7 protein-coding genes and 2 pseudogenes are annotated in these 17736 nt (G+C 63.2%); 6 read left to right on the top strand and 3 right to left on the bottom strand.

Features of this window, described 5'->3' with window-relative positions:
* Window positions 1-112: 112 nt before the first annotated feature.
* A complete protein-coding gene (locus tag MB828_RS30945) occupies window positions 113-6808 on the top strand; it encodes a GH-E family nuclease (RefSeq protein WP_301651059.1) in 6696 nt (2231 codons plus the stop codon).
* Window positions 6795-7211: an ankyrin repeat domain-containing protein gene (locus MB828_RS46990; RefSeq protein ID WP_430381450.1), complete on the top strand. Its 417-nt coding sequence runs from the start codon at window positions 6795-6797 to the stop codon at window positions 7209-7211. The genes MB828_RS30945 and MB828_RS46990 overlap by 14 nt, the downstream gene beginning before the upstream one ends.
* Before the next feature lie 660 nt (window positions 7212-7871).
* Here MB828_RS46990 and MB828_RS30940 read toward each other — a convergent pair.
* The 3 genes from MB828_RS30940 to MB828_RS30930 all read right to left on the bottom strand — a co-directional run bounded on the left by MB828_RS30940 (window position 7872) and on the right by MB828_RS30930 (window position 11408).
* The gene (locus tag MB828_RS30940; protein WP_301651058.1) at window positions 7872-8708 is read right to left on the bottom strand and encodes a hypothetical protein; all 837 of its coding nucleotides are present in this window, start codon (window positions 8706-8708) and stop codon (window positions 7872-7874) included.
* An 83-nt stretch (window positions 8709-8791) separates the two neighbouring features.
* Window positions 8792-9808 carry a UvrD-helicase domain-containing protein gene (locus MB828_RS30935; protein WP_301651057.1) on the bottom strand — a complete coding sequence of 339 codons (1017 nt, stop codon included), beginning with the start codon at window positions 9806-9808 and terminating at the stop codon, window positions 8792-8794.
* Between the two features lie 4 nt (window positions 9809-9812).
* Window positions 9813-11408 carry an ATP-dependent nuclease gene (locus MB828_RS30930; RefSeq protein ID WP_301651056.1) on the bottom strand — a complete coding sequence of 532 codons (1596 nt, stop codon included), beginning with the start codon at window positions 11406-11408 and terminating at the stop codon, window positions 9813-9815.
* Window positions 11409-11867: 459 nt separating this feature from the next.
* Between MB828_RS30930 and MB828_RS30925 the strand changes: the two are divergent.
* From MB828_RS30925 to MB828_RS30910, 4 genes and pseudogenes are all read left to right on the top strand, one after another.
* Window positions 11868-12616 (top strand): annotated as a pseudogene (locus MB828_RS30925) (transposase family protein).
* A 232-nt stretch (window positions 12617-12848) separates the two neighbouring features.
* Window positions 12849-14532 (top strand): annotated as a pseudogene (locus tag MB828_RS30920) (ISAzo13 family transposase).
* 26 nt (window positions 14533-14558) lie between these two features.
* A complete protein-coding gene (locus tag MB828_RS30915; RefSeq protein WP_301651055.1) occupies window positions 14559-16346 on the top strand; it encodes a Shedu anti-phage system protein SduA domain-containing protein in 1788 nt (595 codons plus the stop codon).
* A gap of 350 nt (window positions 16347-16696) precedes the next feature.
* Window positions 16697-17554 carry an IS5 family transposase gene (locus tag MB828_RS30910; RefSeq protein WP_301651054.1) on the top strand — a complete coding sequence of 286 codons (858 nt, stop codon included), beginning with the start codon at window positions 16697-16699 and terminating at the stop codon, window positions 17552-17554.
* Window positions 17555-17736 lie beyond the last annotated feature (182 nt).

Below are 17736 nucleotides of genomic sequence, written 5' to 3'. Positions count from 1 at the left end.
CTTGGGAACACCGGTATGGGCACAGGCTGTAGCTCCCAGCAAGGGCAGCTATGTCGGCCCAACGACGCTGGGAGTCTCGGTCCAGTCGAGGTCGCTGTCCACGCGCCTCGGCGTGTCCGGGCCGGTCTGGACCCTGTCCACTGCACCTGCTGCCGGCACCACCGTGGCCGGCTCGGGCCGGGTGAAAGTCGGACTGGATTACGGCGCGTTCAGCCAGGCCATCGGCGGCAACTATGCCTCCCGGCTGCACCTGGTGGAACTGCCGGCTTGCGCGCTGACGACGCCTCAACTGGCCAAGTGCCGCAAGCAGACGCCGTTGACGTCACGCAACAACCCCAAGAATGCAGCCGTATCCGCAGACGTCACGCTCGGCGGAACCACCTCAGCGAAGAACGCCGCTTTCACCGGCCAGCGCGGCACTGGTGCGGGGGCGGCCGTCTACACCGGTTCGGTCTCCGCGTCGGCAACGGCCCAGGCGGCCTCGACGTCCGGCGCGGCCACCGTGATCGCGGCCACCGACTCGACCGGTCAGGAGGGCGGAGCCGGCGGCAACTACGCCTCGACTCTGTCGTCTGCGGGTTCCTGGGGCCAGTCGGGGTCCTCGGGTGACTTCACCTACACCTACAAGGTGGAGTCGCCTGCGGCCTCGACGTCGCTGGCGCCGGACGCGTCGCTGTCCTACGACTCCGGCAGCGTCGACGGGAAGACGGCCAACACCCAGGCCCAGTCGTCCTGGGTCGGCGACGGATGGACGACCCAGGACTCCTTCGTGGCCCAGGAGTTCACGCCTTGCTCTGATTCTCCCGAGGGCAGCGCCGGGTCGGTGACCACGTCGGACGAGTGCTACGACGGCCCGGTTCTGACAATGTCGCTGAACGGGTCGTCGACGTCGATCGTCTACGACAAGGGCACCTCCACCTACAAGCTGGCCGACGACAACGGTGCGACGGTCAGTAAGGTGACGGGCTCGTCGAACGGGTCGGGCACGTATGACACGTCGTACTGGGTGATCACGGAGCGGGACGGCACCAAGTACTACTTCGGCCGCAACGAGCTGCCTGGCTGGGCGTCCGGGAATGGCACGACGAACTCGGTGGACTCCGAGCGCGTGTATTCCGCCCACTCCGGCGACCCCTGCTACAGCTCCACGGCCACCAGCAGCTACTGCACGATGGCCTACAAGTGGCACCTGGACTACGTCACCTCCGCCACCGGTGACGCGATGGCGTACTACTACACGCAGGACACCAACTACTACGGCGCCTACAACGGAGCCTCCCAGGTCCAGTATGTGCGCGACTCCTACCTCGCGCACATCGACTACGGCTTCACCACCGCCACCGGCCCCTACGGCACGGTCCCGGACAAGATCGTCTACAACCCGTCGGTGCGCTGCACCTCCACCAGCACCAACTGCGGCAGCGCGGAGACCTCCTCCAATGCTGCCTACTACCCCGACGTCCCCTACGACCTTGTCTGCGCGAAGGGGGCGACCTGCAACCCGTACGCGCCGTCGTTCTTCTCCACCGTCCGCCTGGCCTCGATCACCACGAAGCAGTACTCGGTCTCCTCCAGCGCGTACGTGACGGTCGACAACTACGCGCTGACGCAGACCGAGCCGTCGACCGGCGATGCGACCAGCGCGACGCTGTGGCTGTCCTCGATCCAGCGCACGGGCTCGGACACCACGGCGGGCGGCTCGACCTCGTCGATCACCATGCCGGCGGTGCAGTTCACCGGCTCGGCCCTGGAGAACCGGGTGAGCACCTCCACCTACCCGGGGCTGTTCCGCTACCGCATCACCAAGATCACCAACGAGCTGGGCGGCGTCACCGGCGTCTCCTACACGCTGCCGACCGCCTGCTCGACCTCGGCCACCCCGTCCTCGAACACCGCCTCGTGCTTCCCGGAGTACTGGACGCCCAGCGGCTACATCAGCCCGATGCTGGACTGGTTCAACAAGTACGCGGTCCAGGAGGTCCTGGAGACCGACACCACCGGCGGCTCGGCGACCAAGGAGACCGACTACTCCTACAGCGGTGCGGCCTGGCACTACGACGACGACGAGACCACCAAGGCCAAGTACCGCACGTACGGGCAGTGGCGCGGCTACCAGCAGGTGACCACCACCACCGGCAACGGCTCCGGCGACGCCCAGACCAAGCAGGTCGACTCCTACTACCAGGGCATGGACGGCGACTGGCTCTCGTCCACGAAGACCCGCAGCGTGCCGCTGACCGACTCCCAGGGCGGCACCCACACCGACTCCCCCCAACTCGCGGGCAGCATTCTGGAGTCCACTTCCTACCTCGGCAACGGCGGTGGCGTTGACCACTCCACGATCACCTCGTACTGGGTCTCCGCGGCCACCGCGACCCGCTCCCGGTCCGGGCTGCCGGACCTGACCGCCAACGCGAGCGGCACCGCCGAGGTGTGGACCCGGCAACGGCTGACCGACAAGGGCAGCACCAGCTGGCGCTACAACGAGACCGACACCACCTACGACGCCACCCGCACCGACGATGACTTCGGCCTGCCGACCTACACCTACACGCACACCGTGCCGGCCAACACCGACTACGACCGGTGCACCGCCACCACCTACGCCCCGGCCAACACCAGCGCCAACCTCGTCGGCCTGGTCTCCGGCACCGAAGAAGACTCCATCGCCTGCTCCGGCTTCACCGAGGGTTCTGTGGCCTCTGTGCCCAGCGGCCTGAACACCCTGGGCGCCCCGGCCAGTGTCAACCGGCCCGACCAGGTCGTCTCCGCCACCCGGACTTTCTACGACGACGCCACCTTCTCCACCGGCTTCCCGCAGGCCGCCGCTCCGACCATGGGCCTGGTCACCATGACCCGCAAGGCCACCGACTACGGCTCGGGCGCCTTCACCTGGCGGACCACCGCGAAGAACACCTACGACAGCACCTACCACCGCCTGGCCAGCACCACCAACGGCAACAACAGCACCACCACGACCAGCTACACGGTCAACTCCGCCTACCTGACCACTGGACAGACGGTCACGGCGCCCATCGTGAGCGGCGTCGCCCACACCACCAGCTCGACACTCGACCCCGAACGCGGACTCACGCTCACGAGCACCGACGTCAACCACGTGGTGACCACCGTCCAGTACGACGCGCTGGGCCGGGCCACGTCGGTGTGGAAGAACTCCCGCGCGACCACTTCGCTGGCCAATCTCACCTACACCTACACGCTGTCCAACAGCTCGCTGTCGGGTGTGGTGACCAACACCCTCAACGACAACAGCGGCTACCTCACCTCGGCCAGCATCGAGGACTCCCTCGGCCGCACCCGCCAGACCCAGACCTACACCCCGCAGGGCGGCCGTCTGATCAACGACACGCTCTACGACTCACGCGGCTGGACGGCGAAGAAGAACAACGACTACTGGGACTCCGCCACCACCCCCACCCTGGCGCTGGACTCGGTGCCCGACAACCAGGTCGCCGACCAAGACGTGTACACCTACGACGGGCTCGGCCGGCAGATCTACGACATCTCCGAGAAGAACGGCTCGATCGTCACGACCACCACCACGGTCTACAACGGCGACGCCACCACCGTCATCCCGCCCACCGGAGGCGTCACCAAGACCACCCGCACCGACCCGGTCGGCCGCACCAGCGAACTCGACGAATACACCACCGCACCGACCCTCACCACGCCGCTCAACGCAGCCACCGGAATCTTCTACCTCACCGGCGGCGCCACCACCGCCACCACCTACGGATACGACGGCCACAACCAGCAGTCCACCACCACCGACGCCAAGAACCACGTGTGGACCACCACCTACGACCTGGCCGGCGAGGTGACCTCCAAGACCGACCCCACGGCCGGCAAGTCCTCCGATATGACGTACGACGGGGACGGCAACCTGCTGCAGGCCAAGGATTCCCGCGGCCAGTACGTGTCCTACACCTACGACGCCCTCGACCGGAAAACAGGCCAGTACGCCGCGGCTACCGCCGCCCAGGCCGCCTACGCCTCCACCACCTCGCCCGGCAACCAGACTGCAGCCTGGGTCTACGACAACTCCGACACCGCCATCTCCGGCATGACCTACCCGGTCGGACACGTCACCACCGCCACCTCCTACAGCGGCGGCTACGCCTACGTGCAGCAGGCCGTGAACTTCAACGTCTTCGGCGAGTCCCTGGGCGAGGAGACCATCATCCCCTCCGCCGCACAGGGCTCGGTCCTCGGTAAGACCTGGAAGATCACCCACACGTACACCAGCATCAACGGGCTGCTGTGGACCGACGCCTACGGCGCTGGCGGCGGACTGCCCGCCGAGACCGTCACCCACACCTACAACAACGACGGCCAACCCTCTGGACTGGCCACCACCACCTACGGCTACGCCCAAAGCACCACCTACAGCGCCTACGGCCAGGTCGCCCAGGTACAGCTCGGCTCCTCCACCTCCTACGCCACCGTCACCGATGCCTACGACGCCCACACCGGAGACCTGACCGACCAGCTCGTCACCCGCTCCACCACCAGCCCCACCAGCGTCGACGAGACCGCGTACAAGTACGACCTGTCAGGCAACATCACCCGCCAGACCGAGACCCGCTCCGGCTCCAGCACCACGGCCGAGACCCAGTGCTACGCCTACGACCCCCTCGACCGCCTCACCAGTGCGTGGACCGCGACGGACAACTGCTCCGCCACCCCCACCAGCAGCAGCCACAGCACCGTCGGGGACGGGATCACCAGCGGCACGTACTGGACCAGCTGGTCCTATGACGAGATCGGCAACCGGCTCACCCAGACCCAGCACACCACGTCCGGCACTGGCAGCGACACCCTCACCACTAGCGCCTGGTCAAGCACCCAGCCCAACACCCTGACCGGCACCACCAACACCGGCGGCTCCACCAGCTCCACCAGCTACACCTACGACGCCGCCGGCAACACCCAGACGCGCCACACAAGCGCCGGCGACCAGACTCTCCTCTGGAACAGCGCCGGACAGCTGACCAGCGTCTCCAATAGCACCACCGGCACCGCCACCAACTACATCTACGACACCGACGGCAACCTGCTTCTCCAGGTCGACCCCAGCACCACCACGCTCTACCTCGGCAGCGAACAGATCACCCTCAACGACTCCGCCGGCACCGCCACCGGCGTGCGCTACTACACCGCCCCCGGCGGCGCCACCATCGTCCGCACCGGCACCGGAACCAACTACGGCTTCGAAATCGCCGCCGACCAGCACGGAACCAACAGCCTCTACCTCGACTACACCGCCCAGACCCCCACCTGGCGCCAGTTCGACCCCTACGGCAACTCCCGCGGCACCACCACCACCTGGGCCGACAACCGCACCTTCCTCAACAAAACCACCGACACCACCACCGGCCTCACCGACATCGGCGCCCGCGAATACGACCCCACCATCGGCCGCTTCATCAGCCTCGACCCCGTATTCGAAGCCACCAGCCCCCAAGAACTCGGCGGATACACCTACGCTGGCGACAACCCCGTCAGCGAGTCCGACCCGACCGGACTCTTCTGTGACGGATGTGACGCCGGAGGTAACAACGGGTCTGTCTGGCACGAGGGGAAAAAGAGCGGCCCTGGGTGCACTACAGAGGGCTGCTACGAAAAGCGCCACGGAAAATACATAGCAGTCTCCGGCGAAGCATCCACATACGCCCCACTCCAAACCAATAATGGCAACGGCAATGGCACGACCACACGGTCCAAGGGCCTCGGCGAGTCAATCGCACTCGGCAATGTTGCTGGCATAGTCGACGCACTCCTTCACCTGAGTGACACACTAGTGAATCCAGGCTGCCAGGTTTACTCGGGACTCTGCGCCAGTAACCCGAGTGCAATTGATGACTTTATGAAGGATCTTGGCGCCGATCCGGATTCACCCACCTATCAACGCGCCGCTGAACAAGGTGAAGACGCCGGCATGCTGCTGGCTGGCGGAGAATTCGGCGACTCCGAACTTTTCGGAGAGTGCTTCAGCTTCGCACCCTCTACCCCGGTTCTGATGGCTCACGGCAAGACCAAGCCGATCGGCAAGATCAAGGTCGGGGACAAAGTCCAGGCCGCCAATCCCAAAACCGGAAAACACCAAGGAACCCGCACAGTCCAGCATGTGTGGACCAACCGCGACCACGACCTGCTCGACCTCACCATTCGCACCAAGCGGGGCCATACCACCACTCTCCACACCACCGCTAACCACCCCTTCTGGAACGACACAACCCGAACCTGGGTCTCCGCCGGTGAACTGCACTATGGTGACGCACTCAACACGGCAGCCAATGGTCACGTCTACGTAGTCGCCAGCAAGGCCACACCTGGTCTGGCGGACCGCTGGAACCTGACCGTCCGCCAACTCCACACGTACTATGTTGTGGCGGGCGGCGTCCCGATCTTGGTCCATAACGACGACGGGCTGTGTGGAGTAACGCGTGGTCCCGACGGGCGATTCCGGTCGGATCCCGATAGGGTGGATCCCGATGAAACGTACGCTCGTGTCACGCTCCGCTCGTCGACGAAGCAGGCTGTTCAAGATGCTGCGCCAAGAGATGCCGACGGCAATTTCATTGATCCGAACACTGGTCAGAGCATTCCGGCGGCAGGGCCCTTCCACTACGGGCACAAGCCGGGATTCGAGTACTGGCGTAATCGGGACATGGCTCAGAAGCAAGGCTGGACGCGCCAGAAGTTCATCGATTTTGAGAATGATCCCAGCCACTATCAAATCGAAGATCCCTACAACAATATGAGTCATCAGTATGAGCAACCATGATGTACGTGATCGTCAGGGGCGAACCCCGCTCCATGCTGCGGCTTTGCGTGGGGATCTCGCCGAGGTCGAACGGTTGATCGGTGTTGGCGCTGACCCCAGCGCCGCCGATAGTAACGGATTCACCCCGTTGCACCTGGCGGCGCAGGAGGGACATGCTGGCGCTGCGGAGGCGCTGTTGAATGCTGGCGCCGACGTTGATCCGAGGAATCGGTTTGGAAATACCGCGCTATTCGTCGCGGTATTCAACTCTCGGGGTCGAGGGGATGTCATTACCTTGCTGCGAGAGCGAGGCGCTGACCCTATGGCTGAGAATGCGAGCGGACAGACCCCCCTTGGTCTTGCTCGACTGATCGCCAATTTTGATGTGGCTCAGCACTTTGCGGACCTGGGGAGTTCTGAGTAATCGTCTCGAGCGGCCCGCATGAGGTCTCACTGGAATCGGTTTCCAGTGGGGCCTCTGTGGTGTCTTGGGTGGCGCCGCGTGCCGGAGTGGAGTCGCACACCACATCGACTGCCAGCCGCCGGCACTTCAGCGTGCCGGGCCAGTGTTGGTCATGGGGCCGATCGCCGCGATCGTCACGGGTGCCCCTGGCTGTCTACCCCGAACTCCGCTCTCGCATCGGCCGCCTGGTGATGATGGGTGGAGCGGCATCGGGCGGCAACGTCACCGCAACGGCAGAATTCAAATCGGCGGCGAGGTCCGTCTCGATGGCTGTGCACGCTTGCTCTTCTCTGCCGGGGTCGTCGCGCCGCAGGACACCGGCCTTCGCTCATCGGGTGAAGTACCCAAGCCGCAGCAGCCGCGACCGGAATCCCTTACGGCAGTCGTTCTCGATACTGCTCAACAGTGCGTTGGTGTCGACGACGACGACCAGATACGGCGCACTTGAACTGTAGGGATCAAGCGGCGTAGGTCTCGCAAGTGGGCGTTGGTCGTCCGTCATGGATCAGCGGTAGTGGTCGGATAGGTGGGCGTCACAGAGTTTCGTGCCGAAGAACGTGTAGCTACCTCGCCGAGGCCGGACAGCAGTGCCCAACCTCGGTAGGTCAGCTCCGAGCTCCGTCAGCGTATCGAGAACGACCTTCTGTTCTTGAGGAGATCATCGCGGTTGTTAAACAAGGCGAAGAAGTCACCAAAGGCCGGAATCACGTGGCCAGCGCCTCGTGCTGCAAGTCCTCGGTCGCAAAGCACTTCGATAACGTGCCTCGCCAGCGCTGCACAGAGGAAGGTGCCTTCTTTCGCTACGTACTCGCTGTTGCGCTCAGCGATGGCGGCTTCTTCGACGCTGTCCACCGGGATACCGTCTTCCGTAATGGAGCGGATCAGCATCTTGTCTCCAATGAGCCCCGCGACAGCGCTCGCGCGACCCGCGTTCCGAAGTGTTTGCCACGCAGGCCGCTTGTCGAGCAGTGGCTTCCCAACTATCTGAAACCAGCGAGCCACCGGGTCCAGAGACGGCGTCTTACCCGACAGGACGTCAAGGTTGTAGTAACGGGTGGTTTTCGCAAACTCGGCAAGGAACACTACCGCGTCGTCGATGATGTCCGGATGCGGCAATTGCCAGCGAAGCTCGCTCTCATCGAGCTTCACCCGGATCTCCTGAACGGCGTCAAGGAGTTTGTTCAAGTCGTGGCCGTACGCGCTCTTGAGTTGCTGATCGCTGAGGAAATTCCCGTCTTCCACAAGGGAGTCGAGCAGGATGGTCAGTTTCATGACCCGCTCCAGCCCGATGGTGTAGTTGAAGAAACCTCCGTAGTATCTCTCCGTCTGCTGGTAGTTTGCCTTTCTCAAAGTGGTGAGTCCGATACACAAGGTCTGGGCTGCAAGGCCCGCCTCGTGTAGTAGCGGCTGGAAGATCGGTGAATCCCAAGGACTCGGTGCCGACTTAGTTTTCGACATGAGGCGTTCCTCTCGAGCGTCAGTGCCTATATTCGCCAACCGTAGCGACTGAATACGAGAGGACTCACCCGATTTTTGGGCTGCTACGGGAGGACGAAGGCCACGCTGTACTTAGCCCGCGTCACCGCAACGTACAGCTTCGCCCTGTCCCCCGCCTGATTGAAGTCTCGGGTCTGGTAGTAAGCGATCATGGGCTTCGTCGGGAAGATGAGCACCCGTTCAAAGGTACTGCCCTTCGAGGTTCCCATGTTCATTGCATCAAGGCCGCATGTGTCGGCCCGCTTGTCCCAACGCAGCACGATTGGCGCGTACCGCTCCACGTACTCCTGCACGTCCGACTTTTTGATTTTAAATATGCCGTCGTGGCCAGTGATCTCAGTATTCTTAGAGATCGTCCGCGCCAGCTCTGGATACAGGTCGTCTGCAAAGTTGCAGATTTCTTGGTTGCACCGGTAGCTCTCAATGCGGTTCTCGATGTGGCAGAGCCTAGTGCGCTTGCCGAGCCACTCGACGATACCGCTTCCCTTGAACTGCTTGTTCTTTGCGGAATTGTTCGTCACAAAGGTGGCCTGGCGAGGGTCCCCCACGACGGTGACAGCAACCGGCGACTTCATTAGGAGTTCGAGGAGTTCCAGGTCATACCCGGCCATGTCCTGGATTTCATCAATGTAGATGTGGTCGTACATCCGCGAGAGCCGGTCGACGACCATGCCTTTGCTCAACTTGTTGGCTTCGAAGGCGAACGCCGAGACGCCATCCCGGTACACAGCTCGGCCGGAGTCAAGGTAGTAATACCTGGGTTTACTCCTCGGGATATATCTGGAACGCCGTCCCACGAAGTTGAGCCCGCCCATCATTCCCGTTTCACCGAGGACGAAGCTTTGGTACGGACGAGCGCACTCGTTTAGAAGAAAGGTAAACCAGCCCATCACCGTGACGTGACCTGGAAGCACCCCGGTGCCTGCACTGAGTCGATTCACGATCTGATGCAGGTTCTCGTTGGTGTACGTCGTCACCAAGACACGCTTACTCGGATCAGCGATGACACAGTCGATGATGTGCTGGGTCTTCCGCGAGCCGGCCGTCGCGATGACGGCCAAGTTATTAGGCGACTGCATCCCTGATGTACTCCGGCATGTTGATGGTCTGGTCGCTGGAGAAGATCGTGAGAGCACAGGTTGTCTTCCGGTCCTCCATGTGCTCAAGCAGGTCTACTTCGGAGGTGAAGTTCTCCCCAAGGACAGCGTTCAGTGCGGCGAGGCCGTTCACCTTTAGGAGCTGCGGCTCAAGGGTCTGATACGCCTTACCCTGGCCTACATGGACAGAGATATTTGGGTAGGCGGTGTGTGCGGCGTATTTTTGCTGCACTTCCGTGGCGTCCTTGCCGTCGTTATCCCTCACGACGGCGACCACGTTGCCAGTGAGTGACGCGATGTCGAGAAAACGACGGAATGCCAGACCGCGAACGCTGATCACATCAACGCCATCTTCGATAGGCAAGCAGCCGTGGACATCCTTGTACGCACGCTGGACGATGAGTTCGTCAGAAGGCCCCTCAACGAGAATTGACCGTCGCGCAAGCACGAGACGCAAAGTGTCGTAGCCCGAGAGCTTGCGGAAATAATCCTGCGTGTCAGCCGGGAGACTATCGAGCCGGAAGCCCTCCGTCGCTGAGAGCAGGACGAGCTTTTCCAACCCAAGCTTGTTCAGCACGTAGGAACTGTGCGTGGTGATGAAGACCTGCTTGCCCTCGCACTTATCCCCGATCTTTTTAACCAGCTTGCCCAAGTTGGAGAATGACAGGTGGTTTTCCGGCTCCTCGACGAGAACGATGTGAGCGTCTTCCACCTTCTTGTTAAGAGCAAGAAGAATCTTGAGCGTACTCTGCTCTCCCTTGCCGACATACTGAAATGGCAGCTCGTCGAGGTGCGGAACAATACTGCTCTCCCAGCTCGACTTCTGCGACACGTCGATACCGAGCGTCAGCTCGCGGTCGCTTACGTCACTGGGGGCGCCACGCAACTTCTCATTGATCTTCACGATCGAGTCGTCCGCTGCGAAATTCTCACGGAGACTGCGGTACGCGCGCGTCAGCTTTACACGTTCGTCCGGCGCAAGGTGCGAGTTGATGATGCCGTTTAGGTAGTAGTCGACACCACTCTGAAGATGGATGTTGGAAGCGTCGATGAGTGAGGCTGTGGCCGGGATGCTGCGGAAGGTGATCCCATTCCCCGAGAAGGCCAACCAGTCGACCTTGTAGTATTCGGTCGGAACCAATCGAACCTGGTTCGGGTCCTTGATGAACTCCTTGTACTCGGGCTCGTAGTCGGGGTTCAGTGCCACACGAATACGCACACCCGGCTCGTTGATCCTCAGGAGGTTGTTCGTTCCCATCAGTTCGGCCGGTGCCGTCTTGCTGTCGAGAAAGAGGTCAATGATGATCTCTGGTGGCCTGGCTTCCCGCCCCTCTCGCAGGGCGGTGATGTACTCGGCGGCAGCGCCTTGGTGGAACAGATACGGCGACAAGTCCTGGGCAAGGAGCCGCCCCCGCAGCCTGCCAGTCAGAGCAAGACTAATCGCTTCCAAAATCGTCGACTTACCAGCGTCGTTGTCGCCCACCAGGATGTTCATCGTGGGGTCGAAATCGAGCTTGAACTTACGAAAAGCACGGTAGTTCTGAATGAAAATTCTAGAAAGCATTCGCCCCCCCCAGTATAAAATTCTCACCATCCGGAGGCGAGCGCAAGCGTGATTAGCAGAATCGTCTGCCGCACGGGTCCCCACCGCACACCCTCGAACAAGTGACAGGGAGCGTAGCAGGCGTCCCGGTGATTACGGGGCAGAGCCGACAGAGTCGCAAAACTTCGAACAAGCTATCTATTTGCTTTGGCCAAAGCTATTTGCGCCCTACCTGTCACTTTCGGCCATGTGGCTCAAAAATACCCCGCACGCGACTCGTGAATGAAAATGACCTACCGGTAACAAGCGGAGCACCGCCGTAGGTGCGGCGGTGCTCTGCTTGCTCGTGCTGCTTCAAGTTCACTGAGGTCTGTCAGCGGGGCCACTGATCGGGGGAGGGGATCGGTGCCCGCAACGCATGAGGCTCCCGTGCCGTTGGGGAGGTGTTCGAAGACTCGACCCACAGGCACAGGAGCCCCGTTGGTTCTGTGTTCTGCCGCACTCGATCTGCCTCACGGCCTGGTCGAGTGGGTAGCCATGCTCATCGCCACCCGCGAGGGTGACCGCCGCTGCAAGCTCCCACCGCACCAGCGTGCTCTGGTCGGCCTGGTGTACCTGCGCCGGCACGACACCCTCGCCCAGCTCGCGGCCGGGTTCGGCAATCCGTCGGCACCGCTCACGCCTACACGACAGCCATCGTCGACCTGCTCGCCGACCGCGCACCCGGCCTGCTGCGCGCCTTGCGCGAGGCGGAACCGGACTACGTCCTGCTCGACGGCACCCTGGCGGAGTGCGACCGGGTCGGCGACAGCCGGGCCGACTTCTCCCACAAGCACCGCATGCACGGGGTGAACGTGCAGGTGGTGACCGACCCGGTCGGGCAACTGCTGTGGATCTCGCCTGCTCTGCCCAGCCGCGCCCATGCTCTGACCGCGGCCCGCGCCCACCGGATCATCCGCATCTGCGAGCGCCAGGGCGTTCCCATCCTCGCCGACCGCGCCTACATGGGAGCTGGCCCATGGGTGACGACACCCCTCAGACGCCCGCCGGGCCGTAACCTCACGCCGACCCAGCAAACCATCAATCGCGCTCTGTCCGCGGCACGGGCACCGGTCGAGCGCGGCGTCGCACGCTTGAAGTGCTGGCGCATCTTCCGACGATCCCGGTGCAGCCCGAATCGAATGTCGTCAATCTCCGCGGCCGTCCTCACTCTGGAGCGGCAGCGCTGAAAGACCTCACTTGTTCTACAAGGTCATCTCGGGCCAGGACGGCAGCAATGGCTCGATCAGCGTCCACAAGGCGTCGTCCACGATCCACGGTTGCTTCCCCACACCTCACGAACGGCGGAATCCTCCTACAAGTCACGCCCCACCAGCGCACGTCACAAGATCGTGTTACGAGCTCTAAGGGCTTGCCGGGAAACAAGTCGTGGCTTCCAGCTGCGGGACTCGTTGCTCTGGTATGGGGAGACCGGAGGGGATCGAAGCCGTCCTGGCGGCGAAGTTCCAGGTGCTGTTGTCGCATCTGGCCGAGCGTCAGCGTCGGCCATAGGGGCGGAAGCGCTGTCGCTGGGGCGTGGTGGGATCAGGCTCGTCGCTGCCGCGGCCGGGGTTTGGGAGGGCACGGTCTCTCGCGGAGCGGCTGAACTGGAGTCAGGTCAGGCCTGTTGGGACGGGTGCGTCGCCCTGGTGGGGGCCGGAAGAAGGCTGTGGACCTTGATCCGGGGCTGCGGCCGGCGCTGCCTGCGCTGGTCGAGCCCGACGAGCGGGGCGATCCGATGTCGCCGCTGCGGTGGACGACGAAGTCGACCCGGAAGCTGGCAGCGGAGCTGACCCGGCAGGGCCACCGGGTTTCCGCCGACACGGTCGCCGGCCTGCTGCGAGAGGAAGGCTTCAGTCTGCAGGCCAACGCCAAGACCATCGAGGGTGCTCAGCACCCCGACAGGGGACGCCCAGTTCTGCTACCTCAATGAGCAGGCACGAGACCACAGGGACGCCGGTGACCCAGTGATCAGCGTGGACAGCAAGAAGAAGGAGCTGATCGGCGACTACAAGAACGCCGGGCACGAATGGCAGCCCGCAGGGCAGCCCGTGAGGGTCAAGACGCACGACTTCCCCGGCCAGGCCAAGAAAGCGATTCCGTACGGAATCTATGACATGGCGGCGAACACAGGCTGGGTCAGCATCGGCACCGATCACGACACCGCGGCGGTCGCCGTTGTCTCGATCCGACGCTGGTGGCAGGCCCGCGGCCGCCACGACTACCCCTGCGCCCGCCGGCTGCTGATCACCGCCGACGGCGGGGGCTCCAACGGCAACCGCACCCGCAGCTGGAAGACCCAGCTCGCCGACCCGCTGCCGAGACCGGCCTTGAGATCACGGTGTGTCACCTGCCGCCCGGCACCTCGAAGTGGAACAAGATCGAGCATCGACTGTTCTCCCACATCACCATGAACTGGCGCGGTAGACCCCTGACCAGCCATGAAGTCATGCTCCAAACCATCGCCGCGACCACCAGCCGCACCGGCCTTATCGTCCATGCCGAACTCGACAACGGTGAGTACCCCACCGGCATCCACATCAGCGACGACGAGATCGCCGCCCTGCCCGTCACTCGCCATCGCTTCCACGGCGACTGGAACTACACCCTCCACCCCCAGCGTCCAACGGACGCGGCGATCACCGGCAGCACACCGGACGAGGCCCTGGCGGACAAACCGACCCGCCTCACGCGGCGTTCGCTCCAGGACCCGGAACTGACTGGGATGACCCGCCCCCAGCTCAGCGAACTCATCGGCTCGTTGACTCCAGCAATGGAGGTTCAACGCGAACGCGAGCAACTGCTCCGCACACGCCGAGGCCACGAGCGCCTGGTAGCCCCTGGCGCAGGCGCCAAAGCCAAGCTCACCTCAGCCGACCGGGTCCTGGTCACCGAGCTCCACCTGCGGAAACTTGCAACCATGGACCTCCTGGGCCAGCTCTTCAACACCACTGCCATGACCATCAGCCGCGCAGTGAAAGACGTCCGACCGCTCCTGGAAGCCCATGGTGTTCATCTCCCAGCCTCGACCGCCCGTTTCCGCACACGGGAAGACGTCGCCAGGTTCCTCGACACCGCCAAAACCAAGATCAAACCAACGTGTTGATTCCCGGCAAGCCCTAAGCTGATCAGATGGCGGATAACCTGCTCATCCACGGCGGCAACGAGAACGCACTTCGTACCCTGAAGGACACCGGCCACTATCGAGGCAGAGTCAAGTCGGCGTATCTGCGACCGTCGTGGAACACGCAATGGGCGTTCGAGCCCCACGAGGCTCCTGGCCGCCCCTCCTGGCTCGGCATGATGCAGGTACATCTGCGTCTGGTGCGCGACCTGCTCGCCCCTGACGGCTCTGTGTGGGCGCATGTCGACGACCGGCAGTTCGCTGACTGCCGTGTGCTCATGAACAAGGTCTACGGCCGATCGAACTTCGTATCTACAGTCGTCGTTCAGAAGCCTGCACGGAATGACTCCCGTCACTTCACGGTCAGCCACGACTACCTACTTGTCTTCGCGAAAGACGCCTCGGCATGGCAGCCGAACCCTCTCCCTCGCACAGCCGAAGCAGACCCGAGTTTCCGCAACCCTGACAACGATCCTCGCGGGCCGTGGCGAGCAGCCGACCTGTCCTACCCCGTTCTTCGTGAGAACCTGCGCTACGAAGTGGTGGGTCCGTTCGGCACCGCCATACAGCCACCTGCCCGCCGTTCTTGGCGATTCACCCAGCAGCGTTTCGAGGAACTCGATCGCGACGGACGTATCGCATGGTCGCCCAACGGCCGTCCGACGCTGAAGCTCTATCTATGGGAGGCCCCTGACAAACCGCCCACCACGGTATGGAGCCCGGACGAGGTGGGGACAAGTTTCCAAGCGGGCCAGGCCCTGCGCGGACTGCTCGACGACACGCACCAGCCGGCTCCACCGCCAGAACAACTACTGCAACACATTCTCACGATCGCGACCAACCCGGGTGACCTCGTGTTCGACTACTTCGGCGACTCAGGCACGGCCGCTGCGGTCGCGCACAAAACTGGCCGCCACTGGCTCGCTGTCGACAGCGAGTCGCACGTCGTCCGTGACCGTCTGGACAAAGTGATCAGCGGTGAGGACTCAGGCGGCATCACAAATGAAGTGAACTGGATAGGCGGCGGTCACTATGACGTAATTGCGGCGGCGAGACCAGACGAAGAATCCGGGCCCCCTGATTCGGGCGCCGACGAACATGTGCGGATTCAGGTCGTCACGTACCGCAAGGACGGGAGCGTCGTTCCCGCATTGGACTCGACCGAGCAGGACCACCGATCGGCCGAGCTAAAGGCCATCAGGCAACGCCGCGAACTGCTGCAGGAGCTTCGGGATGTCGTCAGCGACAGGAGTGCACCGGAGGCCGCAGTTCAACGGATAATCGGACGCAATCACTGGATCTTCGGGGGTGAGTACACAGAAGCCTCGGAACGACGTGACCTGTTGCCCCTTGACCAACACGACATTCTTCTCGTGCGCGCTGACCGCAGTGTCCACGTCGTCGAACTCAAGAAGCCCGGCGCCGCACTTGTCAGGTGGCACCGAAACGGCCTGATCATGTCGAACGAGGTGCACGAGGCGGTGAGTCAATGCAGAAACTACGTTCAGAGAATGGATGACGCGGGACCGACACTGGAAACAATCCACCGCAACACACTCGACCTTGACTACGACTACCTTCGTACACAGGGAACTGTTGTGATCGGGAATCCTGATCACGTGGAGGTACCTGGAGTCACTCAGCAAATGGTCGCCCGTACCATCCGCTCCTTCAACGCGGACCAGAGCCGAGTTCAGGTACTCACCTACTTGGATCTGATCGAACGCGCGGAAGAAGCGCTTCGCTTCGTCGAGGACGACTTCGAAACTCCTGGTACAGCTAGCGCATTTTTCTGACCAGCGCTTATGCGAGGCGATGAGGCTGTGACCTGCTAGGTCGGGTTGCAGAGGCGATCGGAGACAGTCAGAGGAAAACGCTCTGATTCGACCCCGGTTCGACCCGGGTCGCTCAGAGGTCGTTTTCATCTGTCTCGAACAGGTATGGGGCGATTCTCGGGGTGCGGGGTGGCGGTGCGGAAGGGGCTGTGCGTGCGGTCGGGTCCTGTGGGTCCTGCGGGGTGGCCGACGGGGCGGGATGCGACTCATTCATGTCTCATCCCAGGATGCCCCGTCTTCGTGGCCGTGTGCTTCGGGCGCCGTTGCTTCGCGCCTGGCAACCCCCCGATCCGCGGCGATACGCCCATAACATGCCGTCGCGACGTCCGTATCCGAGTGATCTGTCCGATGCCCGCTGGGAGTTGATCGAGCCGGTACTCTCAGCCTGGCGCTTCGAGTGCCGGGGCAGGGCTCTGGACTTCGGCCGGCCGCCCGAGCACGACCTGCGCGACATCATGGACGCGATCTTGTATGGGGACCGCACCGGGATCCAGTGGCGCTATCTCCCGCACGATTTCCCGCACTGGAACACGGTCTACGGCTACTTCGCCAAGTGGCAGCAGGAAGGCGTGTTCGCCCATCTCAACGGCCTGCTCAGGCAACTGCTACGGGAGAAGGAAGGACGGGACGCCGAGCCGTCGGCCTGCGTGATCGACGCCCAGAGCGTCAAGACCTCCACCAGCGTTCATGTCTCCAGCCAGGGCATCGACGCCGGGAAAAAGATCGTGGGCAGAAAGCGGAACATCGTCACCGACACCGTCGGTCTCCTGCTGGCTGTGCTGGTCACCGCGGCCAGTGTTCAGGACTCCGTCGCCGGCACCCGACTCCTGGACCAGGTTGCCGCCGACCACCCCGGCATCCGCAAAGTATGGGTGGACGGCGGCTACCGCCAGCACCTCGTCGAGCACGCCGCCGCCCTCGGCATCGACATGGAAATCACCGCCCGCACCCCTGGGACCAGGGGCTTCACCCCGATCCCGAAGCGCTGGGCCGTCGAGCGGACCTATGGCTGGCTCATGCTCCACCGACGTCTCGCGCGCGACTACGAGACTCTGACCGTCCGTTCCGAAGCCATGATCCACCTCGCCATGACCGACCTCATGGTCCGCCGTCTCATCAGCGAGAACACCATCTCCTGGCGCGACCCGACACCGCAGACCAAACAGTAAATTCCGGGATGAAACAACGGGAGAAAACGACCTCTCAGAGGCAGTCAGAGGCATCGGCCTCCCAAACTGCTTTTTGGGCGACCGGCGTTGACGGTGCGGATCCAGGGTGGCGACTCCGACAGGCCTCTCGGTCGTCTCCGGTCGAGCCGCGATGGGGACGCCTGCCTCCGACCGGTGCCGGA

The sequence above is a fragment of the Streptomyces arenae genome (genome assembly GCF_022343545.1).
Classification (GTDB): Bacteria; Actinomycetota; Actinomycetes; order Streptomycetales; family Streptomycetaceae; genus Streptomyces; species Streptomyces humi.
Note: the sequence above shows the minus strand (reverse complement) of the source record. Positions and strands in the feature narration are given on the sequence as shown.

Bases quoted from the DNA above. Each gene is read 5' to 3' on its own strand.
- MB828_RS46990 (WP_430381450.1), top strand. From the start codon at position 6,795: ATGAGCAACCATGATGTACGTGATCGTCAGGGGCGAACCCCGCTCCAT.
- MB828_RS30940 (WP_301651058.1), bottom strand. From the start codon at position 8,708: ATGTCGAAAACTAAGTCGGCACCGAGTCCTTGGGATTCACCGATCTTC.
- MB828_RS30930 (WP_301651056.1), bottom strand. From the start codon at position 11,408: ATGCTTTCTAGAATTTTCATTCAGAACTACCGTGCTTTTCGTAAGTTC.
- MB828_RS30915 (WP_301651055.1), top strand. From the start codon at position 14,559: ATGGCGGATAACCTGCTCATCCACGGCGGCAACGAGAACGCACTTCGT.
- MB828_RS30910 (WP_301651054.1), top strand. From the start codon at position 16,697: ATGCCGTCGCGACGTCCGTATCCGAGTGATCTGTCCGATGCCCGCTGG.